We start from the raw sequence: 22720 nt of genomic DNA, 5'->3' as shown, positions 1-22720 counted from the left end.
TCACGTCCCCCAATTATTATAAATAGCTTTTGATTTTCTCCAAGTCCAAAGGAAAGGACGCAGAGGCACATACAGAAAATGGAGATTTTTCGGCAGCGGCATTGTCTCAGAATCAACTGGATACGGATGAAGCAAGCTCAGAGCAAACAAGCATTTCTGTTTAGCTGACATTAGGTCAAATAGATGTCTTTGATGATATTTAGATACATGTATAGGCACAGGTTCAGTATGTAAATTGATCATCTCTTCAAGGTAAAAAATTGCTTTATGAGCAAGCTGATTAGCTCGTTTTCTTTGAAATAACGGCTCCATATCACTGGATATAGGAGTCTTAAATAAACGATTTGTTAAAATCAATGCTTGACCTCCAATATCTAAATAACCATAGGACCTTAGCACCTTCATAACTTTGTTCCAGTCCAAATCCTGCTGAACTAACTGATGGATATCCATTACCCATCGTATTCTAGACCATCCATGCCTTGCTCCATGGGTTACTAGGAAAAAAAACAAATCTTCTTTACTCAGGTAAAAAATAGGTGATTGCGAAAAAGTGCTTACTCTCCTCCGTTCCCATAATTCTTTAAAAGCAGGCTGTTTTGCAGGCCCAGGGTTCAGTCTCCAGTGAATCTCTACCTTCATCTTTGTTTCCGGATGATTAAAAGTCACGTGGTGGTGTCTCCATTTCCAGTCATTAAGAACAGATGAAAAATAGTCATCTTTTATGTAACCCTTTACTTTCATCATCTGTTCAACCTTATTTAGGTCTTTTATAGAGACAAGTACGTCAATATCACTTGAAGTTCTAAGTGATAAGCTTCCATACAATTCTGCCCCTAATATAGGACCTTTTAAGAATAAAGCAGGGATACTATGTTGATTAAAAAGGGTTCCTAACTTACCCATTTCACCACTCAAAGAAAGCATATTCATTGTGTTTATTTTTACATATTGGGATAATAGAGCCATTGTCTGTTGAGGGATAAAACCCCATTTTTCTTCCTTGATTTTTAAAAAAAGACTTGGAAATAAACGGTGATGAATAGACATTTCAACAAATTCATTCCAGTTGACATTTTTGAAAAAATCTTGATTGTTTTTATTCAGATTTTCTGATTTTTTACATGATAACATTTCCAATATTAAGATCAGTTCGTCTGGTACTTTCCTTAAGCATAGTTGATAAGATACCATGGTATAAATCTCCTTAAATGTTCACGAAATGTTTTTTTTAGCAAATGTGCTTACAACCGTATAATCCTGCATTTCTGCTGCGCCAGATATATAATAGGGGCCGCTCCTCAGCCATGCATGGGCAATCATTTTACCATTCGTACTTCTTGCTGAACCTAAGTATAGAGTACTTTCTATATTTCTTCTTTCAAGCATTTTCATCCCTGCTATCGCTTTTACCAAACACTTACTTTCCCAAAAAGTGTATTTACTCATTACGTGAATAGCTATAGCAATTTCTTTTAATTGCTTTCTATTTTGTGTCATAAGTTCTGTAGATGTTTCCTGCATATGATACCCTAATAAATGCTTAATTTTATAAAAAGGGAAAGCTTTTAGTATTCTGGCCCACCCAAGAAATAGGAAGGCTTCTATATACAGACTCAACGTTTTATGGTCCAAAGAGATGAATGTTTTGAATTTTTTTAACGCTCCCACTCTCACATTCCTCATTTTATCTTTTAATTATGTTTATTAAGTAATTCTTCTGAATCAAGCATGGTTAAGAATCTAATGACTTCGTCTTCACATACATCTCTACTCACCTCAAATTTTTCTATGAGGATGTCGATTAAATTAGAGACGCGAATGGGATCCTTTAATTCCCCCCAGATTTCACCACCTATGGAACCTAAATTATAATATTTCCCCTTGTCAACATTAAACAACACTTTTTCGCCAGCCATGTCACTGGTAACGTTCCCTTCTCTTTGGGAAACAGTAGAATAAACGGTGATTTCTTCACACTTAATCACAAACATTCTCCTTTCCTATGATGTTTAATATATTCATAGCCAATTCTGGTGCAGTATATCGAGAAATGGGCCTATTCAAAGAATACACTCCAACTTGATTCAAAATAGCAGCAGAGTATGAAAAATGCCAGCTAGTTAAATTTAATGAGGGAATTAAAAAGTTGCGGTAGGTATGGTTAAGCAGAACTTTGAACCTATTAAATCCTTCCATGCTTTCAATACTCAGATGGTTATCTGTTTTTACAAGTTCAATAATTCCACCTAATGGCAACGGCTGAGTAATAAAATTAGATGAAACTGGCACACTGAATTTATCCGTTCGTCCAAAAATTGATTTGTACTCTTCCTTTTTCATTCCAAAATAATTAAGGCTCTCCTGCCAAAGCTTTTGCTGAGGATAGGATGGGGTCACATACGGATAACCATTCTGCATTGTTATTGGAATGACATCATCACTTAGAAGTTTATATCCTGATTTTAAAAAATAAGAAGCTAAAGTAGATTTTCCCGCGCCGGACTCACCAACAATGCAATAGGCTTTCCCCTCAATTTCAATGGCGCTTCCATGAAGAGGAAGGATTTTTTTTTGCATTAGTATTACACCCATGCATGTACCAAGAACAAAAAGCCTAATCATATCAAAATCTGTTTCCCTGATTGGAGAATATTGAATTTCATGCCCATTTAAAATTCCAAATATAGCTAGGTCGGGAATTTTAAAGTAAACATCCTTGTTATCAAAAGTAAAACCAAACTCATTATCAGAGAGTTCTCTCCAAAGATAAGTCAAGTCTTTTTCATATATATTTATATCGATTGGTAAATTCCGATTTGCTGAGGAAGAAAGTTCTGGCAGTAATAGGTCACTCTGTATAGTAAAACCAAAGCCTGTATATATAAGCTTTTCTTTGACTTTAAGCATCTCTCTTCACTCCATGAAGTAGCCCTACCCTATAGGATAGGGCTCAATAAAATGTGTACTAAGTATCCTCTATCATTCAAAAAACATATGGAGTGATATTAGCTGAAAGTCAATTTTCCTTTTGGAGTATTAGGGTCAAATGCAGCATCTGTAAAATCACCATCTCTTCCAAGAAGAGTTTCGTTTACATCCAAAACTTCTAAAGTTGGTTTTTCCCATACCTTTTTCATATTTTCACCTCCCTTCAATTGAATTTTTTTAAAAACCTATATAAAATAACCGTTCTTACAAGAATCTTAAAATAAGGGTTGATGGCATGGTGTGATTCGACCCCTTGATCCATAATGGAGAGAGCATTCATAATCGTATCCCTATTTAAGTAATACATAACCTGATCATCTTTAACTAAATGATCCAATTCATGTCTAAACTCATTCCACTGAGGAATCATTCTATAAACCCAATCTGCACCTTGCACACCAAAGGTACGTTGATTCAACCTTACTTCATCTGGCAAATAATTCTTTGTTGCTCTTCTTATCAATGCACGGTCTAGACCATTTTGCACATATTGACTATTGGGAACAGATAGGCAGAAACGAATTACACGAAGGTCATTAGTTGGATCACGTTTCCACAAAGAATATTTCAGCGATAGTTTCGTTGATAGAGTGTTGCTGGCATTCCAATGGAAACCATCTTCAAAATGTTTAATTCTTTCTTCTTCTAAGGAAGAATTCAGATACCAGCCTCTATGATTTATTCCTTGCTTTGCAAGTTTTTGATTTACCATTATTTCCTCTGCAAAACTTTCATTGATTATTGACGGCATTCTGTTCTCTGTTTTTCTAATGAACATACCAGGAAAAGCAATTTTTGCAATGTCAGGCAATTGACCCAGTCTGGCTCCACCTGTATTACGACTGTATTGATTCAGTTCCTTATACAACTTCACCCATTTTAATTTCTTTAATAGTTCTGAATAATAATGAACAGCGGAGCCCCATGAGATAGAAAAATTTCCTCTATCCCCATTTAAAAGTACACCTGCGCCTTCTGAATGAGCTGCTTCAAAAAGTCCTTTAAGCCAAAATGAATTTTCAAAAAATTTATAGGGCATCTCCATTATGCTTAAGAAGTCATCTATTTCATCATAAGAATTTTTTTTATCAAAGCTTAATAAATGAGCATGAATACCATTAACATGCTGAACGGTTTTTTTAATCAAAGGTGTCTCATTTGTTAGCAAATGCGTAGCGGTAAAATCTTCAAAATCGTTGGGAGGAATATAGCTAAAAGTATGCAGGATCTCCCTTTTTTCTTTTAATGAATTGACTGCATAGCTTACGACAGAGCCTGAGTCTAATCCTCCACTTAACTGCGCACCAATTTTCTTATAGGTTCTTAGTCTAGCAGTTACTGCCTGTTGAAATTCACTTTGAAAGGCTTCTACATATTCTGAATCATTTTTGAATTTAAATGGATGAATATTGCTGAAAGAGTGGTACCTACGGATTGTGATTTTATCGTTTTTTAAAGTTAGGCTATGAGCCGGGGGAATTTGGTATATATCCATATAAGGAGTAATGGCAGGGTCCACGCTATCCATCATTCCTGACACAGCTAAGTAATCGGCTAGCCAACATTTATTCAGCTTTTTATCAATAAAGGATAGAGAAAGCAATGGTTTAATGGTTGTACTAAAAGCAAAGTTGGATCCTGATTTACTATAATAGAGTGTCCTGGACCCAGAAAAATCTCTAGCTCCAAAAAGGAGATTTTGTTTTTCGTCCCAGATCATAAAGGCGAAATCACCAATTAAATATTTGGGTGATTCTTGACCCCATTTTAGATAAGCCAGCATAATCAATTGACTGTCCGTGATGTTTTTTTGGTCTCTCAAGGGAACTTGCAGGTGTTCGAATAATTCAAGGCGGTTATCTATAATGGCATCTGCTGTGATTGCAATTTGCCTTTGCGGATCATAAAATGGCAACTTCTCTCCTAGAGATTCTTTTGTAATCCATTGTGAATGGCAGCCAAGATAAATATGATTTTTATGAAAGCAGCCTATGTGATTTACAGGAAACTCAGCAAGTGAATCCATAATATTTGTTCTATTTCGAATAGAAACATCATTCTGGTTAAATTGTAAGATCCCTGTAATAGCGCTCATGTTTCCTCCATCGTATATTCTTTATAAAGAACGAAAAGATTAAAAAAAGAGGCAATTATTATCACAATTACTTTCTTTATAAAGAACATTATATAGGTGTAGATTACCATTTATCTATTAACCTGTCAATTCCAAACAGTACTGTAGACTTATAATATTCTTTTTTTAACAAAATCCTTCAAATACTTATATATTGTGCAATTTAGCTTGAAATCAATCCAAACGGCTTAAACACTGCAAGAGCTCCTACATACTCCCAGGTAATACTGCCGTCCTGAGCAGTGCCATTAGTGTTAGATGGTGCAGATGCCCCACTGGATCCCGCAGCTATACATCTGTATACTTTTCCGTTTGCATTGACTAAGCTATTAATGGTATAGGATTTATTTGGACTCCATGGATTTTTGTTTGCAATTCCAGAAGCAACGCAAATCCAGCCAACATATCCCCCCGCTACCGGGGTGACATTATAGATTATTTGTCCAACCATATATGTGCCAGTACTAGGTTCTGAATCTGCTGCTGCAGGGAGAGGAATATTACCCACTATATTTTTTTCTAATTGTAAATCTAAATTCTTCGTAAAAACAATTTCAGAATTTATACTATTATTGTTTTGTGCAACAATTATTGTTCTAGGTTTTGGAAGGGATGAGCCGGATTTTCTATAAGCACTCTCAATCGTGATCGTCCCTTTGGTACTAATACCAATATCATTTTTGGTTACAATTGTATTATTAGAAAGAACTAAATAGTTTTCAGCAAAAACCCTTAACGAGTGCATCGCACCTAGAGAAACATTTTTTCCTACAACTCTAAGATTATTATCTGTAACTTCGAGTCTGGGGATATAAAGAAACGCAACTCCAGGTCCTCGAGCTTCATGAACAGCAGTTCCGTATGAAGCGTCCCAGATGATCGTATTGTTACTAAATTTATGTGTAACATACCCTGTTTCTTCAGCTAATATCTCACTGCCGTAGATATCGCCTCCATCAAACCTGAATGACTGGTTCCTAAAGGTTGAGTTTTGAACCCTCATTGATCTAGATGCCATCATACGGCTATAGTTCACTTTGTTTCCGCTGTGAATAAATTCACAGTCTTCAACAATTAGGTTTTTTGCACCTACATAATGTCCGCCGCTTGTCTCATTTGTTAGAAATTTAACATTTTTAAACAAAGCGCTTTCTGTTTGATTGTAACTAGCCGTAACGAGGCCTCCGGCTCTTCTTACATCAAATAATGAATCATAAATCTCAATATTCTTGCTGGCAAAGCGAAGTCCCGCATCTTTATCTGGGTCATCAAAAGTCAATTTACAATTATATATTTTCAAGGTTTCACCAAAGAGGTTTAAGCTGCTTTTTGTAAAAACACAGTTTTCTAACGTCGTATTTCCGGCATTAATTGAACAGGAGGCGTCAAAAATAGAATCATTTCTAAATGTAACAAATGTTCCATCTGCCTCATTACCGCTCGTAATTGACCTGCCTGTAATCGGACCATAATATATATTATTATGCGATAAATAATCATCTCCACTGCCGCTTAAATTAACGGCACCCTTAAATTTATTATTTTCGAGATACACTCCTCTGGTACTGATACAAATAAACGCTCCAGCTCGATTATCGTAGAAGTTACAATTTTTCACGGTGATTTTTTGATTCGTCATATATCCATCTTCTATGTCGATACCATAGCCTGGATTACACCCTTGAGAGTTGCTCATAGGGTTACTGTTGTTATATAATTCACACCTGTCATATGTGATAAATCTGCCCCCATTAACAGACGCACCAAGCCTTCTATTTCTATGGGCTTTACAATTTATATAAGTGATATACTGAGGTATTCTGGCACATAGTACGTAATGCAAATTTCCATTCATTAAGTCGAAATTTTGCAAGTAGGAAAATCTCACTTTTGCAGTACCCTCAGGTAAAGAAGATAGATAGATCAATTCATACGTTCTGGTATTTCTAAATCCTAAATAAGAACCATCTGATTTATAGAAATGCACCTTTATTACTGTTTTGTTTAAGTTACTTCCGGTACCATATCCACCATACCCATCACCCGAGTAATAAAAGTATCCAACTGATTTTACTGTAGATCCCGTCACGTCAAAGAATCTTGAGACTGTAGTATAATTGGACTTTGAAACATCTATATTACCTTGCGCATTAATATCCCCTTTAGCGAAATGTGCTGGGTGCTGGATACCGCCTATTGCTGAAAAGTCCATAGCTGTGGTAAAACCATCTCCAGTGCATTCACTTACCTCACAGTTATTCAAAACAATGTTGTAACAGGAATTTTTACACTCTATGCCATGTCCCCATTCATGTGTACCACCGCTAGAATAGTCGTGAGTCTCCCTATCTCCAATTACAGTAGCACCTTCTATAGTAACGTTTTTGACATTATTACACGAGAGAACAGTGTAGCCTGTAAAGTTGTTTGATTCTTTTACAAATACACAATCATAAAGCTTGTACGTTGTATTGCTATTTAAATTTACTGATGCATTTTTATCTATAAGATATCTGCCCTTTGGTAAAACAACCAAGTTATAATCATTTTCCCTTGCCCATAAAAACGCTTGGTTAATCCCAAGAGTAGTGTTTGCTGCATCTGTTTCATTATCTTTAATTCCCCACCGCTCCAGTTCAACAGTGTAAGAGAAATCACTCATTCCATTCACCTGCAGCTGCTTTGGTGTTCTCATGTGTTATAAATAAACCAACTCTTAATTCACGAATACATTTCATATCTATATATATTCCTCCACTTCTTCTTCTTAGAGGTAATATATTCATATGTACTCTTTTCGTGTGGGTTTATAATTAGATCTGAACTTTTTAACTTGCTGCGGGGTTTAAATAAATTCTTATAACCTGCCGAACATTCAACCCATTAATTTATGATTTCAACCAATTAATTTACCTTCTTTTAAATTAGACTCTATACTCTTTTTCATGATCATTCTATCTACCATTTTTCCTATTGGATAAAATATAAAGTTGATCAAATAAGAAGAAAGGAGACAGAGGGCGATTAGCCAAATGAAAACCAATATCCAATATCTTGGAGCAAATGTAAGCTCCGGGAAAATGGACATATAAAAGAACATATGGGTTAGCCATATGTTCGTAGAATGATCACCAAAAAAGAGTAACACCTTTTTTACTGTTTTTCCTTTACTCATGAGATTAAACAAGCAGACAAAAGCAATGGCAGTCAGAGGGGCAACAATCATAGACTCATACACAGAATGTAATACCAACAATCCAAATATGGCGCAGCCACTTATTAAATTGCGATAAGGGTTGGCAGAGAACTTTCTTGATATTTTTGAATTAACTTTTTCCTTTGCAAATATACAACCAACAATAAATGGAAAAAGAGAAGTACCCACTAAAACTAGAGAATTAATTAAAGAGGTATAAAAGGCTTGATCCAGATCTATAATTTCCTTAATACGCTGGATATAACTTATTAAATAAATAACTACCGAAACAACTAATACATTTCTGGTACTATGAGCTTTCACTTTCTTTACAATATATGGGGTTAATAGGATGAGTATTATATAAGTTTGCAAAAACCACCATGCTCCATTATATGAGTTGGACAGCACGAAAAAGTTAAGAAGAAAGCTGCCAAGTCCACCTTGAAACGCCCCTGATTTTCCGGCCAGGAACCCAATTAACATAAATAATAGCAGAATTATCCAGAAATTGATAAGTAGTTTTAAGATTCTTATGGAGTTTTTTTTCAAAAATGTGTGTTTATGATATGAAATATAGAGACCGTAACCACTTGCAAAACAATATATTGGAACACATGCATCCCCAAATAAACCAATATAATAGGCTAGTGGAATTCCATTAAAAGAAACCAAGGTTTCATATAATCCATTTACATCTTTTCTGCAAAATAAATGAAGGAGCAGCATAAATAAAATGGCTACTCCTTTTAACATTTTCATATTATTTTTTGAAATTTCCATTAGATTCTTCCTAACTCCAATAGCATTTGCTTGGGTCTTTGCTTTAAATATGCTTTTTTTCCAAATTGATATAAATATTTTTCATCATTATTTTTAATCGCTTGTAAGTATTCGTTAGAAAAATATTTTTTTGCGCCCTCGTTGTTGATAGCCTCGGTAATACAAGCATTGGATAAGTAAGTCTTTATTAAATCTCTTTTTTCAATTCCGTTGTATTCACTATAAAACAAGTTGGAAAGACAGGTTTTGAAAGTATTTAACAACATGATGCTGATTCCGTTTAACATGTTTTGTTTAGTATTATAATAATACTTATTAATAACTCCTTGTTGGATTAGGTATCCATTTACAATATCATCGAAAAAATACGGCATATATTTACTTGTAGTTCCACCAGCTCTATAAAAATATAAAGCTTTATTTATTACTTTTATTTTGTTAGCTTTAAGGAATATTTCCAAATTATAATAAAGATCTTCTCCAAAAAATTTAATAGCATCAAGATACTTCCCTGAACTTACAAGTAGCTCTCTTTTATATAACTTAGCACATAATGATGAAGGGAAAGGATGGCCATGAAAATATGCTACAATTAACTCGTTTCTAATTCCTTCTTTATTATAGACTTTAACCCCATTAAAATAAGTACTTTTATTCTCTTTCTTTATCGATAATTTATCCCCAATTACTTTATACATATTACACACTGTAACATCTGAATTACTTTCGTAAGCTTCTTTATATAACAATTCTATTGTCTTGGTATCAATCCAATCATCAGCGTCAACAAACATAATATATTTAGATTTAGCTAGTTCCACACCTTTTCTTCTGGTTGCAATACAACCTTCATTTTCCTTATTTATTACTTTTATTCTAGTATCGATTTTCTCATACCTTTTACATATTTCTAAACTGTTATCAGTAGATCCATCATTTAACAAAATTAATTCGAAGTCTTTAAAGGTTTGATTAACAATAGAATCAATACATTTATTTAGTCTTTTCTTGGCATTATAAATAGGAACTATCACACTTACTTTCTTCAAAATATCACTTCTTCCATTAGTGATTTACAAACTCAAATAAAATTAATTTAGATTAAAATTGGATACTATCTTAGTCAAAACTTGTTTAGGTTTTCGTCTCTTATACGTCTTTTCACCCAAAAGATAGAGATACTGAATATCTTTGTTCCTTATAGCATTTAAATAATCAGGAGAAAGACATCTAATAACTCCCTCATTGTCTAAGCACTCAATAATACTTTCTTTAACCACATTATTTAATATCTTTTCTTTTATTTCAGATTCACTAAACTTCCCCATAAACAAATTAAGCAATCCACTTCTAAACATGTTTAGTAATACTATACTAATTCCATTGATCTCATTCTGTCGGGTCTGTGTATAATACTTATTTATAATTTCTTTTTGAATTTCGTAGCCATTAATAACATCTTCAAAAAAATAAGGCATAAATTTATGGCTGCCTCCACCATATCTATAATAATAAAATGGTTTATTAATGACTTTGACTTTATTAGTTTTTAAGAGCATTTCAAGGTTATAAAAAAGGTCTTCCCCTAAAAATCGTATTCTGTCTAAATAATTACCACTATTCACAAGAAGTTCTCTTTTGTATAATTTCCCCCAGAGCGACGAGGGGAAGGGATGTCCATGAAAATATGCTGTAGCTAACATCTTAACTTCTTCATGATAATATGTTTTTTCCCTTTCAAAATATACACTCTTATTTAGCTGTTTAATAAACCCATACACTCTGTACATATTACATACGATTATCTCAGCTTTACAGTCCATTAATTCATTATAAAGAACCTCTATCATCTTACTACTAATCCAATCATCTGCATCAACAAACATAATATATGGGCCACTTGAAGCTTCTATGCCCTTCTTTCTAGTAGCAGAATGCCCCTCATTTTTCTTGTCTATCAGTATTATTCTTTTGTCATTTTCTGTATATTTCTGACAGATTTCCAAACTATTATCAGTAGAACCATCGTTTACTAGTACTAATTCTAATTCTTTGAAAGATTGATTAATTATAGATTTTATACACTTATGGAGTTTTTCTCCTGCATTGTATATGGGGACAACCACACTTACTTTGCTCATATATTTTACAAATCCTTTCAGATTCAAGAATATTATCAATTGCTAACAAACCAAAGGAGTTAATTTAATGTTTACATTACTAATTGTTTTCGTTTATTTTCAATGTTAACAAGCTGCCCCTTACTAAGTTTAAAAACAATATCACAATTTTCTATCGTGCTAAGCCTATGAGCTATCATGATTAACGTTTTCTCACCTTTTAATCCATTAATAGACTTCATGATTTCTTTTTCTGTTTCATTATCTAATGCTGAAGTTGCCTCATCCATAAATAGTATCTCTGGATCATGGTATAGGGCTCTAGCGATACCTATACGTTGACGCTGTCCTCCTGAGAGCCTTACACCTCGTTCACCTACAGCCGTCTCTAACTGATTAGGTAATGATTTAACAAATTCTGTTAGTTGAGCTTGTTTTAACGCTCTCCAAACTTCTTTATCATCAATAAGATGACTATCTACTCCAAAAGCTATGTTATTACGAATAGAATCATCTGATAAATAAATAGATTGAGGAATGTAGCCAATTTTTTTTTGCCATGTTGATTTTATAGTAAATAAATTTTCTCCATCCACTAAAACATTTCCTTTTTCTGGTTTCAACAACCCAAGTATAATATCCACTACGGTAGTCTTTCCTGCCCCCGATTCTCCTATAAATGCAACAGAGTGTTTAATTGGAATAGTTAATGAAATGTTTTTTAATGAATAGTCTATTTGATTTGGATAGCGAAATGAAACATCATTTAATTCGATTGAATCTAATAACCGGTTTTCTCCACTATTTACATCAAATATACTATCCTCAATAGTATTTGATGTTGCTTCTTCTCTATTATTAAACAAGTCTTCGTAAACTACTGATAAAGCAGGCTGATTATACTTAATAGATGTAATTAAACCTACTACTCGGGTAATAGAGGGCATTAATCGAAAAGCAGCCATAGCAAAAAGTGCCATTGTAGAAATCAACTGGTTAGTATTCAAACCTTGGAAAACGATTATTAATATTGTAATTAGTACTATTGAAATTAGAAGCGTCTCTATAAAAAGTCTTGGTACATGATCTAATATCCTCATGTATCGGCTATTATTCGCATTAATTTGGCTTTGAGTAGTGTATGCATTAATAAAATATTTCTCTTTTCCAGATACTTTTACTTCTTTAGCTGCTCCTAGCCCCTGATTCACCCATTTGATCATCATAGCAAATACCTTTTGTTGCTCTAACCCTAATATACTAATTTTCTTCCGAAATAATTTAAAAAATAAAAAAACGCTTCCCCCTAGTAGAATAGAAGCTGTAATTGTTGCTATTGGAGTTGTTATAAGGAGTAATGTTAAAATACATACAATAACTAAAAGTTCTGTAATTAACTGAAACCCTGATATAAGAATTCCTTGAAACACTCTAGGTACCTCACTATTAACATTTCGAAGAAGATCGGCGGTATTTCGCTGCAAATGAAATGTATATGGTTTTGTTAAATATTCTTTAAACAATCTTCTAGATAGTTTAACTTGGTGATTAAGTATTACTTTCAATTGTATATAATTAAAAAAAAGCAGGTACACATTTTTAAATAAAAATACTGCAAACAATACTATTACTGAAAAAGTAATGAACGCTACCAATGAATTGAAGTTTAAAATCTCATAAATGTACTTTAAGACGCCTTCCTCTTGTATTATATTGGGGTTTGTTACTATTCCCACGAAGGGGACAATTAAACCTATTCCTATAGTTTCAAAGAAAGCTGCAAAAATCATCATAATAAATAAAAGCAAGAATTTTTTCTTCTCTTTTTTATTGAAAAGTCTAAATAATTTATATATATCATCCTTCAATTTAGCCACTCCTCTTCTTTTATCCTAGCCGAGATACCCCTCCATTTTCCTTATGCACTACAATAACTCGGCTGTCAGCTTTAGCGTATAGTTCACAAATTTCTCCGCAATTATCGGGTGAACCATCATTAACTATTCAAAATTTGTAAAAGTTTGCGCAAGGATCGAATCAATACATTCATTTAAAAATTTTTCAGTTTTATAAATCGGGACAATTATACTTATTTCGGGAGTCATCATAGCCCCTCCAAATTTTCTTTATTGTTTTAATACCTTTAACAAATTTTCTACATTAGTTTTATTACTTAAGTCATTTTGTTTTAAGTTACACTGCAATTGTTGTTTAAATGAAGTGTTTTTTAATAATAAGGATATTTGTTCAAATATTTGACGATTGTCAAAATCTACAATGATCCCAGTTTCACCATCTATAATCTGTTCTCTCGCACCTACAAAATCAGTTGTAATGATAGGTTTATTAAATGCTCTGGCTTCGGCTAGAGTTATACAATATCCCTCATGTCTTGATGGCTGAACATAAATATCACACTGCTTCATATAGGGATAAGGATTATTTAGATTACCTAATAAAATAAGGTGTTCTTCTAGTTGGTTCTTCTTAATGAGATTCTCCAGCTCTGCTCGGCCTTCACCTTCACCGATACAGTACCATCTAATCTTAAATCCCGCTAAAGTCAATAGCTTTAAAATACTAGGTATTAAATCTTGACCCTTTTGGGATGTTAACCTACCTACTGTAAGGATTTTAGTACCGTTAAATCTATCTTCAAATCCTTTTTCCATTGATAGCTTATCCATTTTTATACAATCAATTATATTGTAGAAAACTGCCGTTCTTTTTTTAAGATCGGGATACATATCAGTAAACTTATCCATAGCGTATTTAGAAACACAAAATACTTTATCAAATTTGGAGTAGTATTCTTTATATGGTTGAAGCTCACGTTCATATTGAGTAACATCGCTATGGATCCAGGCAACTTTCTTGTTGGCAATAATATTATCTATTACATAAACTACTGGAAAAGACGCTGGAGTATGAAAAGCAATTGCCATGTCGTACCTTTCTTTACCTTTCGGTAACATTTTAGAATGGTAAAATTCTTGTTCAAACACCGTTTTTGCTTTTCTAGCTAGGAGGCTATAGTAACCAGTTTTAAAAGCAGCGGCAAATTTGCCTTTTTTGAAATCATTAATTACCCTTTCTCGCGTAGATTGTTCATCACCAAAAAGGCATTTCACTTTAACGTAATCTGGAAGATCATCAACAAGCTCTCCTCCATTTGCCATAACTAAAATTGTGATATCAAATTCATCTTTAGGTATTGTTTCGAGCATAGAAATTAGTGCTTTTTCTATTCCTCCCATTACCATTTGTCTAGTAACAAATATAATTTTTTTCATGCCATACCTCTAACCGATTTGACTTTGAAAATCCATTATTCTATTCACTTCAAAAGAAGGATCAATTATTTCTTCAGATAGTTTCCTTGAAAATGCTTCTCGTAATCTATGATTATTTAATAAATTTACTACAGCTTTGAATATATCGTTTTCGTTACAGCTTACTATCAGACCAGTTTCTCCGTTTTTTAACTGTTCACTTGCACCAGTAAAATTTGTAGTAATAATCGGTTTAGCCAGACATTTTGCTTCAGCGAGTGTAATACAATATCCTTCATGTCTCGATGGCTGAACATAAATGTCACACTGTGCTATATAAGGATAAGGATTAGGATCTGAGCCAAGAAATATAAAACTCTCATTTAAATTAAACTCTTTTACCATTCTTTCATATCTATTCCTTGAATTCCCATCCCCCACACAATACCATCTAACCTTATACCCTTGATTAATTAACATTGCTAGCACTTTTATAGCGAGATCTTGTCCTTTTTCATTCGTTAATCTACCAACGGTTAAGATTCTTATTCCGTTAAAATTATCGCTAAAACCTATACCTTTTCTAGCCTGATGATGAATCAGGTCACTAGACACTAAATTAGTAAACACTTCGGTTTTATCCTTTATAGCAGGAACTCTATCAACAAGCTTCTCTTTGCCTTCTTTAGATACAACAAATATTTTTTCGTATTTTCTATATACCTTAGATGCAAAATACCTATCGAAGCCTACTTTAGTTACATCAAAATGAATCCATTGGATTTTCTTATCTGCCTTTATTTTATTAATGACAAAATAGCTTATAAAATCCATAGGGCCTGCATAAGCTACTGCCAAGTCATATTCACCTTCGTATGATTGAAAATTTCTCATAGCGTATTTAAAAAAGATGCCTCGATCTTTTCTGATCTTCGATAATAAATGGATAAATAAAATACTAGAAGCAGCAAATATATTGCCTTTTTTAAAGTAATTTATAGAAGTTAATTGGGGTGGTTGATTTATTAGGTCTTTAATATCTTTATATTTCTTTAAATACATCTTACTAACATGCCCAGGAACTGAATCTAAGAATCCACCATACTCTTCTAACATTAAGATCGTTATCTCAAATTTATCTTTCGGGATTTCTGAAATCATGTTCAACAATGCTTTTTCGGTTCCACCTATATTTAAATTAATGATCATGAAAATAATTTTTTTTTTCATATCGCTCCCCTATTGCTAATTTCAAATTTTAAAAACTCACTTAGCTTTTCGAATTGGGCAGCTGCTTCAAAGGCTACGTTTGTAATGTCAGCTTTATTATTAAGAGCCTTGAGGATTATCTTTTCATTGAACTGAATGTGGAGATTTTCCATAGTTACCAAGATGTCAGCTAATTGAATGTCTTCCAGCATATGAGTAGTTTTGTGGCTGTATATAATAGGCATCACTCCTGATTCAAAGATTATTGCTAAGATGTTCGCATGAAATCTTGCTGCCACAAACAATTTAAAAGAAGCTATTATATTAATAGCTTCTTTTAAATTTCCCTTATAGCTATATTTAATTGTATTCTTTAGCGCCTCTGGGGAAAGAGTTGAAATAATAGAATCGGTGACTTGCAAATCCCCTTCATCTTCACAAAAAGACATTAAGCAACATTCGTACCCTTTACTAGTAAGTAATTCAATGGCATTAACTGTACTTCTTAAATAATCATTATAATACTCTGACAAACCTTGTTTATGTTTCACATCAATAATTGAAAATCCCACTCTATCTTTTATGGTGATTTCCTTATACTCCTTAATATCCATCTGAAACACAATATCCGGTGCATGTCTAATTTGCGGAAGATCTTTGAATAACTCATATGAAGCTGTATCACGAAAACAAACATCCGCACACATTTCAAACAATTCTTTGTAGTCTGATAAGAAACCCTTAGTTTGATAAGGACCAAAATTTGCACCAAGAATAAAAACCGGCTTGTTTCTTTTCTTAAATTCTTTTACTAATTTCAATCTATCAGCATACAAATTGGAATGGTAATCTTCCTCTCTGAAAATAGATCCTCCAATAAATAGTAATGCATCATGTTCTTCTGCTACGGCATGGAAATTTGTAATAGAGTCTGATAACTTGAGACGTTGACCGATTTTATTCACCAGACTATATTTTCTTCGTTTAACATTGGTATATTGGGAGATAAAATCATCATAATTATTCCCCAAGTGGTTTACAGTAAATTGGGCAGCAGGATATTTTTTGGCTAAAATGTCTAGGAATAAATCATCCCCTAAGTTGAATTTCAAATAAATATCAACAAATATTTTTTTCATTCAGCATCCCCACTTATGCTTTTTCTAGAATATTATAAAACCTTTGCAATTGATTTAAGGAATTATATGGTTGAATCGAATCTAATTCTTTCATTATGTCTCTCTTAAAACTATGGTCTTCTAAAAACCTTTTTACACCCTCGTATATACTCTCTATGTTGTGTTCTACAATTAATCCAGTTTTGTTGTGTTCAATTATCTCTTTTGCGGTATCAAAATTGGTACAGACTATTGGTCGCTTTAATATTTTTGCTTCACAAACCGTAAGCCCAAAACCTTCTTTACTAGATGTTTGAACATATATGTCGCAGTTTTTCATATATACATAAGGATTAATTTTTTTTCCAAGCAAGACAAAATGTGCATTTAAGTTATAATCATCTATCATTCTCTGGATTGCATCTTTCTCGGAGCCTTCTCCTATTACAAACCATTTAAATTTGTAACCTGCGCTTTTTAATAATCTGGCAACCTCTACAGCTTTATCATAGGATTTAGCACTCACTAATCTGCCAACTGTTAAAATATTTACAAAAGAATCCTCAAACTCCACTATATTCTGTTCATCTGCCAGCTTACTAATGAATTCAGGATTTATTATGTCAAATATCAAATCAATTTTTTTCTTATACTCATCTCTAATTTTTGATATTGATTGTTTTGTATGATAAGAAACGGTAATGATTTTGTCCATGTGTTTGTAAGAGTCATAATCAACATTTTTATCGTACTGTGTATTAACATAATCTGTATTGATCCATGCTAATTTTTTTAATGCATTTACTTTATGAGCTACATAATATGTTGGCATCCCCTGACTGTAAGCAATGGCAGCATCATAATGTGTAATAATTGGTTTTAATATGCTCTTAATACTTCTGTATACAACTTGTTCACTGTGGTGAGACTTTCTTTTGAAATTATTTAATCTTATAAAAAGTGAAGTCTTTATTCGAAAGTTGTAATACTTTAGTTTTTTCCCAATAGGAAATCTAGTCCCATCTAAAAATAAAAAATATTCGGGTGGGGAAAGTATATTTACATACTCAGGTACATGTTTTTCAAGATCACCACCCCTTTTAAATAAGAGTAGGTCTATTTCATACTTTGACGGATCGATCATGTTTAATAATGATACTAAGCTTTTTTCTGCTCCTCCAATATTTAATGAATCAATAACAAATAATAGCTTTTTCATAGGCCCACGTTCTTTCTTTTCTTAAAATTTCTATTTATATTTTTAATTACATTTATAAACATTCCATATTGAATACTACTTTTTATATGCCTATTCCTTAAAAAGAAGATGTACGGCTTGTATATCCAATTCTGTGCTTCAAATTTATCTTGATACTTTTTGATGTAAGGGATAGACAATATGTAATCAATATCGTTAATTGCCTGTTTCATTCCGTGATCCTTTATTTTCATACTTAACATTTCTACATTACTTACAATAATGTTTTGAATTCTATTTCCTATTATCTGATTAATTTCTTGATTACCTAAATTTACAGATAAAAATATTTGTTCAAGGTGCTTGCATACAGCGATGAAATTTTCTAAATACTTTGTAGAAATATTCGAACTGATACTATCCTGATTAAGCCTATTGTAATGATATAAATTCTCGTTTATTGCTGTAAAAGAACTACTGCAACGAACTACATATTGTAATACAAAAACCAAGTCCTCTGACATAAAAATATCCTTATCCATTTTAATACCATATTTAACGATTATTTCTCTTCTGAAAATTTTCCCCCAGAGTACCCCACCAGTTCTCTTGCATACCATATCAATTATTTCATGAGTAGAAACACTGCTTTCAAACTCAAAATCAGTGCAATTTATAACCCCATACTCTGATATATCCACATACCCACAGCAAACTAGATCTGATCCGGTTTTAATCATTCTTGTTAGCAATAACTCTACATAACGCTTGTCAACTGTATCATCTGAATCAACAAATACTAGATAGTCCCCTGTAGAAAGGGATATTCCTCTATTACGGGCTTCCGATGGACCGCTATTGGTCTGTTCATAGTAAATAATCCGAATATCCATCTCTTTAAAATGTTTGACTACCTGCCCGCTACCATCCGTTGACCCATCATTAATGATAATGATCTCTATGTTTTTGTAAATTTGGTTAATGATACTCTCTAAACATTTAGATAAGTATTTTTCACAATTATAAACAGGCACAATAACACTTACTTTTGGAAGCATTTTGACCTCCAGGTAATTTGATTTTCAAAGTTAAATGAAACTTACACTTTTATTTAAACAGCCATTTAAACTTTCAACAACTCTTCCTTGATCCTCAATTGTTAATCCAGAACCAGATGGCAAACAAATTCCCTTATTGAACTTACATTCAGCAACACAATCATATGTACGTTGCTGAAAGAACCGGTATTTTTCAAAAAGCGGCTGTAAATGAAGAGGCTTCCATACCGGTCTTACTTCAATATTATTATTTGCAAGTTCCGCCAAGACGTTTGAAACACTGAGGCCCAGGCTTTTAGTATCGATATTAATAACAGTTAACCAGCGGTTTGTCATGGTCTGTTCTAATTCGGGGATAAAAGAAATCTCCTTAATGTGCTCCAATTCTTTCTTATATGTCTCGTGTATCCTTCTTCTTGCCTCTACTCTATCTTCCAAAACTTCCAGCTGAGCCCGTCCTAATCCAGCTAAAATATTACTCATCCTGTAATTGAATCCTAATGAACTATGCTGATAGTGAATGGCTGGATCTTTTGCCTGGCTTGCTAAAAACCTGGCCTTCTCAATTGCTTCCTCATCATCCGATACGAGCATTCCCCCGCCTGAGGTGGTGATGATTTTGTTTCCGTTAAAGGAGTAGATTCCGAAGTACCCGAACGTGCCGCTCGCTTTCCCTTTGTAGGTAGAGCCAAGAGATTCCGCTGCGTCCTCAATCATGGGCACATCATAAAGGTTGCATAGTGCGAGGAGCTCGTCCATTTTTGCACTTTGGCCATACAGGTTGACGACAATGACGGCTTTGGGCAGCTTTCCGGCATCTGCTGCATCTTTAAGTGCCATCTCCAGAGCCTGTGGAGACATGTTCCATGTTTCCGGTTCTGAATCGATGAATACCGGTTCGGCTCCCTGATATAAGATTGGATTTGCAGTGGCTACAAATGTAAGGGTGGAACAAAATACCGTGGCTCCTCTTTCGACTCCTAATAAAATAAGAGCCAGATGAATGGCTGCAGTTCCGGAACTGACGGCTGCGGCTGCTCTGACTCCTACTTTTTCAGCCAGCTCTCTTTCAAATGCGTCCACGTTCGGACCTAAAGGAGCGATCCAGTTGGTTTCGAATGCTTCGTTAATATAATGCATTTCTTTCCCGCTCATGTGCGGCGGGGACAAGTAAATACGTTTTTGCTGAACGGCCTGCTTCATGCTTCTCGCCTCCTTATCTTATGATTTTTCTTAATTTTTGCAGGAACTCCGGCTGCTAGGCAGTGGGAAGGGATATCTCCTATGACGGCTGCTCCGGCTCCGATCACCGTCCAGACTCCGATTTCTTTTCCTGGAATTACAGTGGCTGAAGCACCGATGTGTACGCCTGTTCCGATCTTGACACTTCCTGTTAATGTGGAATTTGGGGAAATGTGGACAAAATCGTGAAGCAGGCTGTCATGTTCAATAATGGATCCCGTATTCAGAATACAGTGAGACCCGACCCTGGCATCCGCATTAATGACACTGTTAGGCATCACAGCTGTTCCAAAGCCGATGGACGCCGATTGGCTGATGATTGCGCTTGGATGGATCAGGGTCGCATATTGATGATCGGCCAGCCTTAGCTTCTGGTACACTCTTTGCCGGGCTGAATTATCCCCGATCGCGATGAAAAATTTCGTTTCCTGCTGGGTAAATTCATTAACAATGGCCGATGGCCCATGAACGATGTTCTCTATCATCTTAATTTCCGTTACACAATCATCCAGGATCGCGATCACTTCGTATTGATCACTCAAGCTTGCCATCTCCTGAATGACCTTGCTGTGTCCACCATTACCGATAATCACGAGTGGAACCATATCAATTCAGTCCAGTGCCTTTAAATTTTTCAGCGGTTGCAAAGCCTGCCTGCTGTACGTCATCTGATTTGATGGCTTTCACGAACGTTACGAACAGAATTTTGACATCCAATAAAAAGCTTTGATTCTCCACGTACCAGACATCCAGCTGGAATTTCTTTTCCCACGTGATCGCATTCCGGCCATTTATCTGAGCCCAGCCTGTTACTCCCGGCTTTACTTCATGCCGTCTTGCCTGTTCCTTGGAGTAAAGTGGCAAATACTCCATTAGCAGAGGCCTGGGACCAACAAGACTGAGATCACCTTTCATGACATTGAATAACTGAGGCAGCTCATCCAAGCTGAATTTCCTGAGGATCTTTCCGAATGAGGTCAGCCGCTGTTCATCTGAAAGCAAAAAACCATTTTTATCGGTTTCATCCGTCATCGAACGAAACTTCATCAATAAAAATGGCTTTTCGTGAAGACCGGGTCTGGTCTGTTTAAACAAAATCGGGCTTCCTAGTTTTGCTTTAATGAATAGAGCCAGGATGCTCATCGGGATACACAATAATAAGATTAGGAATAGTGCAGTTAGCAGATCAAATGACCGTTTTGCCACATCTTCACTCCTTATTTTGCAGCGCTGATAATTTGCCTCTTAATTTCTCTAATTAATTCTACTGTATGGATTTCTTCTCTTTTTTCAGCGATTTGATAAGCGCTCAATAAGATCTTTTTTAGTTGTTCCTGTGTCAAAGTTTATCTCACCTTTACTTTTCTTAAGAGAATGCGTGTGATTTATAGCCGGAAGGATTTTTTACTTGCCAGTTCCAGGCATCCCGGCACATTTGGCTTATTCCTCTAGTCGCGTACCAGTTTAACTCGCTATTGGCTTTACTGGAATCTGCATAGCATTCCGCAATATCACCCTGCCTCCGGCTCATCACCTTATATGGAATGCCTACTTGGTTGACCTTTTCAAACGCGCGGACCATCTGGAGAACAGAATAGCCAATGCCGGTTCCAAGGTTATAGGCATCGGTTCCGGTGGAGTACAAATTTTTCTCCAGTGCTTTTACATGACCGTTTGCCAGGTCCATGACATGGATATAGTCCCTCACCCCTGTGCCATCTGCCGTCGGATAATCATCACCGAATATGTGCAGACAGCTGCGGGACCCGATTGCCACTTGAGCAATAAACGGGAACAGGTTATTTGGAATCCCATTCGGATCTTCTCCGATCAGTCCGCTTTCATGGGCTCCGACTGGATTAAAGTATCGAAGGATGGAAATGCTCCACTCCGGATCAGCATGATATAAGTCTTTCAGCATCTCTTCAATCATCAGCTTTGTCCGCCCGTAAGGATTTGTTGCTGTTAATGCAAAGTGCTCCTGGATCGGTACGGAGTGAGGATCTCCGTATACTGTTGCAGATGAACTGAAAACCAGATTTTTCACGTTGTGCTGTTTCATTACCTCCAGAAGATTCACAGTTCCAGCTATATTATTCCGATAATATTTAAGAGGCTCAGCAACCGATTCTCCAACTGCCTTTAATCCGCCAAAGTGGATAACGGCCTCAATTTGATTCTCTTCAAAAATGGCGTTCAGGCCCTCACCATCCAGTAAATCCGTATCATAAAAAGCGGGTCTTTTTCCAGTAATCTCATAGATTCGATCTATGGATTCAATATGACTGTTGCTGAGATTGTCCGCAATTACGATGTCGTAATTCGCTTCCTGAAGCTCTACGCAGGTGTGGCTGCCGATATATCCTGCTCCGCCCGTCAGTAAAATCATGTTTATTCCT

The 22720-nt window shown here is 34.8% G+C and carries 21 protein-coding genes and 1 pseudogene; all 22 read right to left on the bottom strand.

The genetic code is table 11. The features are described 5' to 3' along the window. Positions 1–1194, bottom strand: coding sequence for a nucleotidyltransferase domain-containing protein (locus ACQCVE_RS00495; RefSeq protein ID WP_426861233.1), 1194 nt, complete (start codon positions 1192–1194; stop codon positions 1–3). Positions 1195–1215: 21 nt separating this feature from the next. Further along, the gene (locus ACQCVE_RS00490) at positions 1216–1671 is read right to left on the bottom strand and encodes a lasso peptide biosynthesis B2 protein (protein WP_426845757.1); all 456 of its coding nucleotides are present in this window, start codon (positions 1669–1671) and stop codon (positions 1216–1218) included. A gap of 23 nt (positions 1672–1694) precedes the next feature. Continuing rightward, the gene (locus ACQCVE_RS00485; protein ID WP_426861231.1) at positions 1695–1988 is read right to left on the bottom strand and encodes a lasso peptide biosynthesis PqqD family chaperone; all 294 of its coding nucleotides are present in this window, start codon (positions 1986–1988) and stop codon (positions 1695–1697) included. Then, entirely contained in the window at positions 1981–2910 is a 930-nt protein-coding gene (locus ACQCVE_RS00480) for an aldolase (protein ID WP_426845754.1), read from the bottom strand. Before ACQCVE_RS00480 ends, ACQCVE_RS00485 begins: the two co-directional genes overlap by 8 nt. A 98-nt stretch (positions 2911–3008) precedes the next feature. Beyond that, positions 3009–3140, bottom strand: a complete 132-nt coding sequence (locus ACQCVE_RS00475; RefSeq protein WP_426845752.1) for a paeninodin family lasso peptide — start codon at positions 3138–3140, stop codon at positions 3009–3011. Between the two features lie 14 nt (positions 3141–3154). Beyond that, the gene (locus tag ACQCVE_RS00470; protein ID WP_426845751.1) at positions 3155–5086 is read right to left on the bottom strand and encodes an asparagine synthase-related protein; all 1932 of its coding nucleotides are present in this window, start codon (positions 5084–5086) and stop codon (positions 3155–3157) included. A 202-nt stretch (positions 5087–5288) separates the two neighbouring features. Further along, positions 5289–7787, bottom strand: a complete 2499-nt coding sequence (locus ACQCVE_RS00465; RefSeq protein ID WP_426861229.1) for a right-handed parallel beta-helix repeat-containing protein — start codon at positions 7785–7787, stop codon at positions 5289–5291. 234 nt (positions 7788–8021) lie between these two features. Further along, positions 8022–9104: an acyltransferase family protein gene (locus tag ACQCVE_RS00460; RefSeq protein WP_426845747.1), complete on the bottom strand. Its 1083-nt coding sequence runs from the start codon at positions 9102–9104 to the stop codon at positions 8022–8024. Further along, on the bottom strand, positions 9104–10153 hold the full coding sequence (locus tag ACQCVE_RS00455) for a glycosyltransferase family 2 protein (RefSeq protein ID WP_426845745.1): 1050 nt from the start codon (positions 10151–10153) through the stop codon (positions 9104–9106). Before ACQCVE_RS00455 ends, ACQCVE_RS00460 begins: the two co-directional genes overlap by 1 nt. A 42-nt stretch (positions 10154–10195) precedes the next feature. Continuing rightward, on the bottom strand, positions 10196–11245 hold the full coding sequence (locus ACQCVE_RS00450; RefSeq protein WP_426845743.1) for a glycosyltransferase family 2 protein: 1050 nt from the start codon (positions 11243–11245) through the stop codon (positions 10196–10198). A 71-nt stretch (positions 11246–11316) separates the two neighbouring features. After that, complete coding sequence (locus tag ACQCVE_RS00445; RefSeq protein WP_426845741.1) at positions 11317–13101, bottom strand: ABC transporter ATP-binding protein; 1785 nt, start codon at positions 13099–13101, stop codon at positions 11317–11319. A gap of 22 nt (positions 13102–13123) precedes the next feature. After that, a pseudogene (locus ACQCVE_RS00440) lies at positions 13124–13329 on the bottom strand (glycosyltransferase family 2 protein); the annotation flags it as partial. A gap of 21 nt (positions 13330–13350) precedes the next feature. Beyond that, positions 13351–14517, bottom strand: a complete 1167-nt coding sequence (locus tag ACQCVE_RS00435; RefSeq protein ID WP_426861227.1) for a glycosyltransferase — start codon at positions 14515–14517, stop codon at positions 13351–13353. 9 nt (positions 14518–14526) lie between these two features. Then, positions 14527–15726: a glycosyltransferase gene (locus ACQCVE_RS00430; protein ID WP_426845737.1), complete on the bottom strand. Its 1200-nt coding sequence runs from the start codon at positions 15724–15726 to the stop codon at positions 14527–14529. Continuing rightward, complete coding sequence (locus ACQCVE_RS00425) at positions 15723–16844, bottom strand: polysaccharide pyruvyl transferase family protein (protein WP_426845735.1); 1122 nt, start codon at positions 16842–16844, stop codon at positions 15723–15725. Before ACQCVE_RS00425 ends, ACQCVE_RS00430 begins: the two co-directional genes overlap by 4 nt. Positions 16845–16857: 13 nt before the next feature. Beyond that, complete coding sequence (locus tag ACQCVE_RS00420; protein ID WP_426845733.1) at positions 16858–18042, bottom strand: glycosyltransferase; 1185 nt, start codon at positions 18040–18042, stop codon at positions 16858–16860. Beyond that, the gene (locus ACQCVE_RS00415; protein ID WP_426845731.1) at positions 18039–19079 is read right to left on the bottom strand and encodes a glycosyltransferase family 2 protein; all 1041 of its coding nucleotides are present in this window, start codon (positions 19077–19079) and stop codon (positions 18039–18041) included. Before ACQCVE_RS00415 ends, ACQCVE_RS00420 begins: the two co-directional genes overlap by 4 nt. A 30-nt stretch (positions 19080–19109) precedes the next feature. Further along, positions 19110–20282, bottom strand: a complete 1173-nt coding sequence (locus ACQCVE_RS00410; RefSeq protein WP_426845729.1) for a DegT/DnrJ/EryC1/StrS family aminotransferase — start codon at positions 20280–20282, stop codon at positions 19110–19112. Continuing rightward, the gene (locus tag ACQCVE_RS00405) at positions 20279–20926 is read right to left on the bottom strand and encodes an acetyltransferase (RefSeq protein WP_426845727.1); all 648 of its coding nucleotides are present in this window, start codon (positions 20924–20926) and stop codon (positions 20279–20281) included. Before ACQCVE_RS00405 ends, ACQCVE_RS00410 begins: the two co-directional genes overlap by 4 nt. A gap of 1 nt (position 20927) precedes the next feature. Next, the gene (locus ACQCVE_RS00400) at positions 20928–21527 is read right to left on the bottom strand and encodes a sugar transferase (protein ID WP_426845725.1); all 600 of its coding nucleotides are present in this window, start codon (positions 21525–21527) and stop codon (positions 20928–20930) included. Between the two features lie 11 nt (positions 21528–21538). Then, a complete protein-coding gene (locus ACQCVE_RS00395; protein ID WP_426845723.1) occupies positions 21539–21664 on the bottom strand; it encodes a hypothetical protein in 126 nt (41 codons plus the stop codon). Positions 21665–21687: 23 nt separating this feature from the next. Continuing rightward, positions 21688–22710 (bottom strand): UDP-glucose 4-epimerase GalE, encoded by a 1023-nt coding sequence (galE, locus tag ACQCVE_RS00390; protein ID WP_426861225.1) that lies wholly within the window; start codon positions 22708–22710, stop codon positions 21688–21690. Between the last annotated feature and the right edge of the window lie 10 nt (positions 22711–22720).

The organism is Metabacillus sp. 113a, assembly GCF_050107635.1.
Lineage (GTDB): Bacteria > Bacillota > Bacilli > Bacillales > Bacillaceae > Metabacillus_B.
The sequence above is the reverse complement of the archived record's forward strand: the minus strand, read 5'-3'. Positions and strand labels throughout refer to the sequence as shown.

What these genes read in the sequence shown, in the direction of transcription:
- ACQCVE_RS00495 (WP_426861233.1), bottom strand. Translation starts at nt 1,194, where the DNA reads ATGGTATCTTATCAACTATGCTTAAGGAAAGTACCAGACGAACTGATC.
- ACQCVE_RS00480 (WP_426845754.1), bottom strand. Translation starts at nt 2,910, where the DNA reads ATGCTTAAAGTCAAAGAAAAGCTTATATATACAGGCTTTGGTTTTACT.
- ACQCVE_RS00475 (WP_426845752.1), bottom strand. Translation starts at nt 3,140, where the DNA reads ATGAAAAAGGTATGGGAAAAACCAACTTTAGAAGTTTTGGATGTAAAC.
- ACQCVE_RS00470 (WP_426845751.1), bottom strand. Translation starts at nt 5,086, where the DNA reads ATGAGCGCTATTACAGGGATCTTACAATTTAACCAGAATGATGTTTCT.
- ACQCVE_RS00465 (WP_426861229.1), bottom strand. Translation starts at nt 7,787, where the DNA reads ATGAGTGATTTCTCTTACACTGTTGAACTGGAGCGGTGGGGAATTAAA.
- ACQCVE_RS00460 (WP_426845747.1), bottom strand. Translation starts at nt 9,104, where the DNA reads ATGGAAATTTCAAAAAATAATATGAAAATGTTAAAAGGAGTAGCCATT.
- ACQCVE_RS00450 (WP_426845743.1), bottom strand. Translation starts at nt 11,245, where the DNA reads ATGAGCAAAGTAAGTGTGGTTGTCCCCATATACAATGCAGGAGAAAAA.
- ACQCVE_RS00435 (WP_426861227.1), bottom strand. Translation starts at nt 14,517, where the DNA reads ATGAAAAAAATTATATTTGTTACTAGACAAATGGTAATGGGAGGAATA.
- ACQCVE_RS00430 (WP_426845737.1), bottom strand. Translation starts at nt 15,726, where the DNA reads ATGAAAAAAAAAATTATTTTCATGATCATTAATTTAAATATAGGTGGA.
- ACQCVE_RS00425 (WP_426845735.1), bottom strand. Translation starts at nt 16,844, where the DNA reads ATGAAAAAAATATTTGTTGATATTTATTTGAAATTCAACTTAGGGGAT.
- ACQCVE_RS00420 (WP_426845733.1), bottom strand. Translation starts at nt 18,042, where the DNA reads ATGAAAAAGCTATTATTTGTTATTGATTCATTAAATATTGGAGGAGCA.
- ACQCVE_RS00415 (WP_426845731.1), bottom strand. Translation starts at nt 19,079, where the DNA reads ATGCTTCCAAAAGTAAGTGTTATTGTGCCTGTTTATAATTGTGAAAAA.
- ACQCVE_RS00410 (WP_426845729.1), bottom strand. Translation starts at nt 20,282, where the DNA reads ATGAAGCAGGCCGTTCAGCAAAAACGTATTTACTTGTCCCCGCCGCAC.
- ACQCVE_RS00405 (WP_426845727.1), bottom strand. Translation starts at nt 20,926, where the DNA reads ATGGTTCCACTCGTGATTATCGGTAATGGTGGACACAGCAAGGTCATT.
- galE (WP_426861225.1), bottom strand. Translation starts at nt 22,710, where the DNA reads ATGATTTTACTGACGGGCGGAGCAGGATATATCGGCAGCCACACCTGC.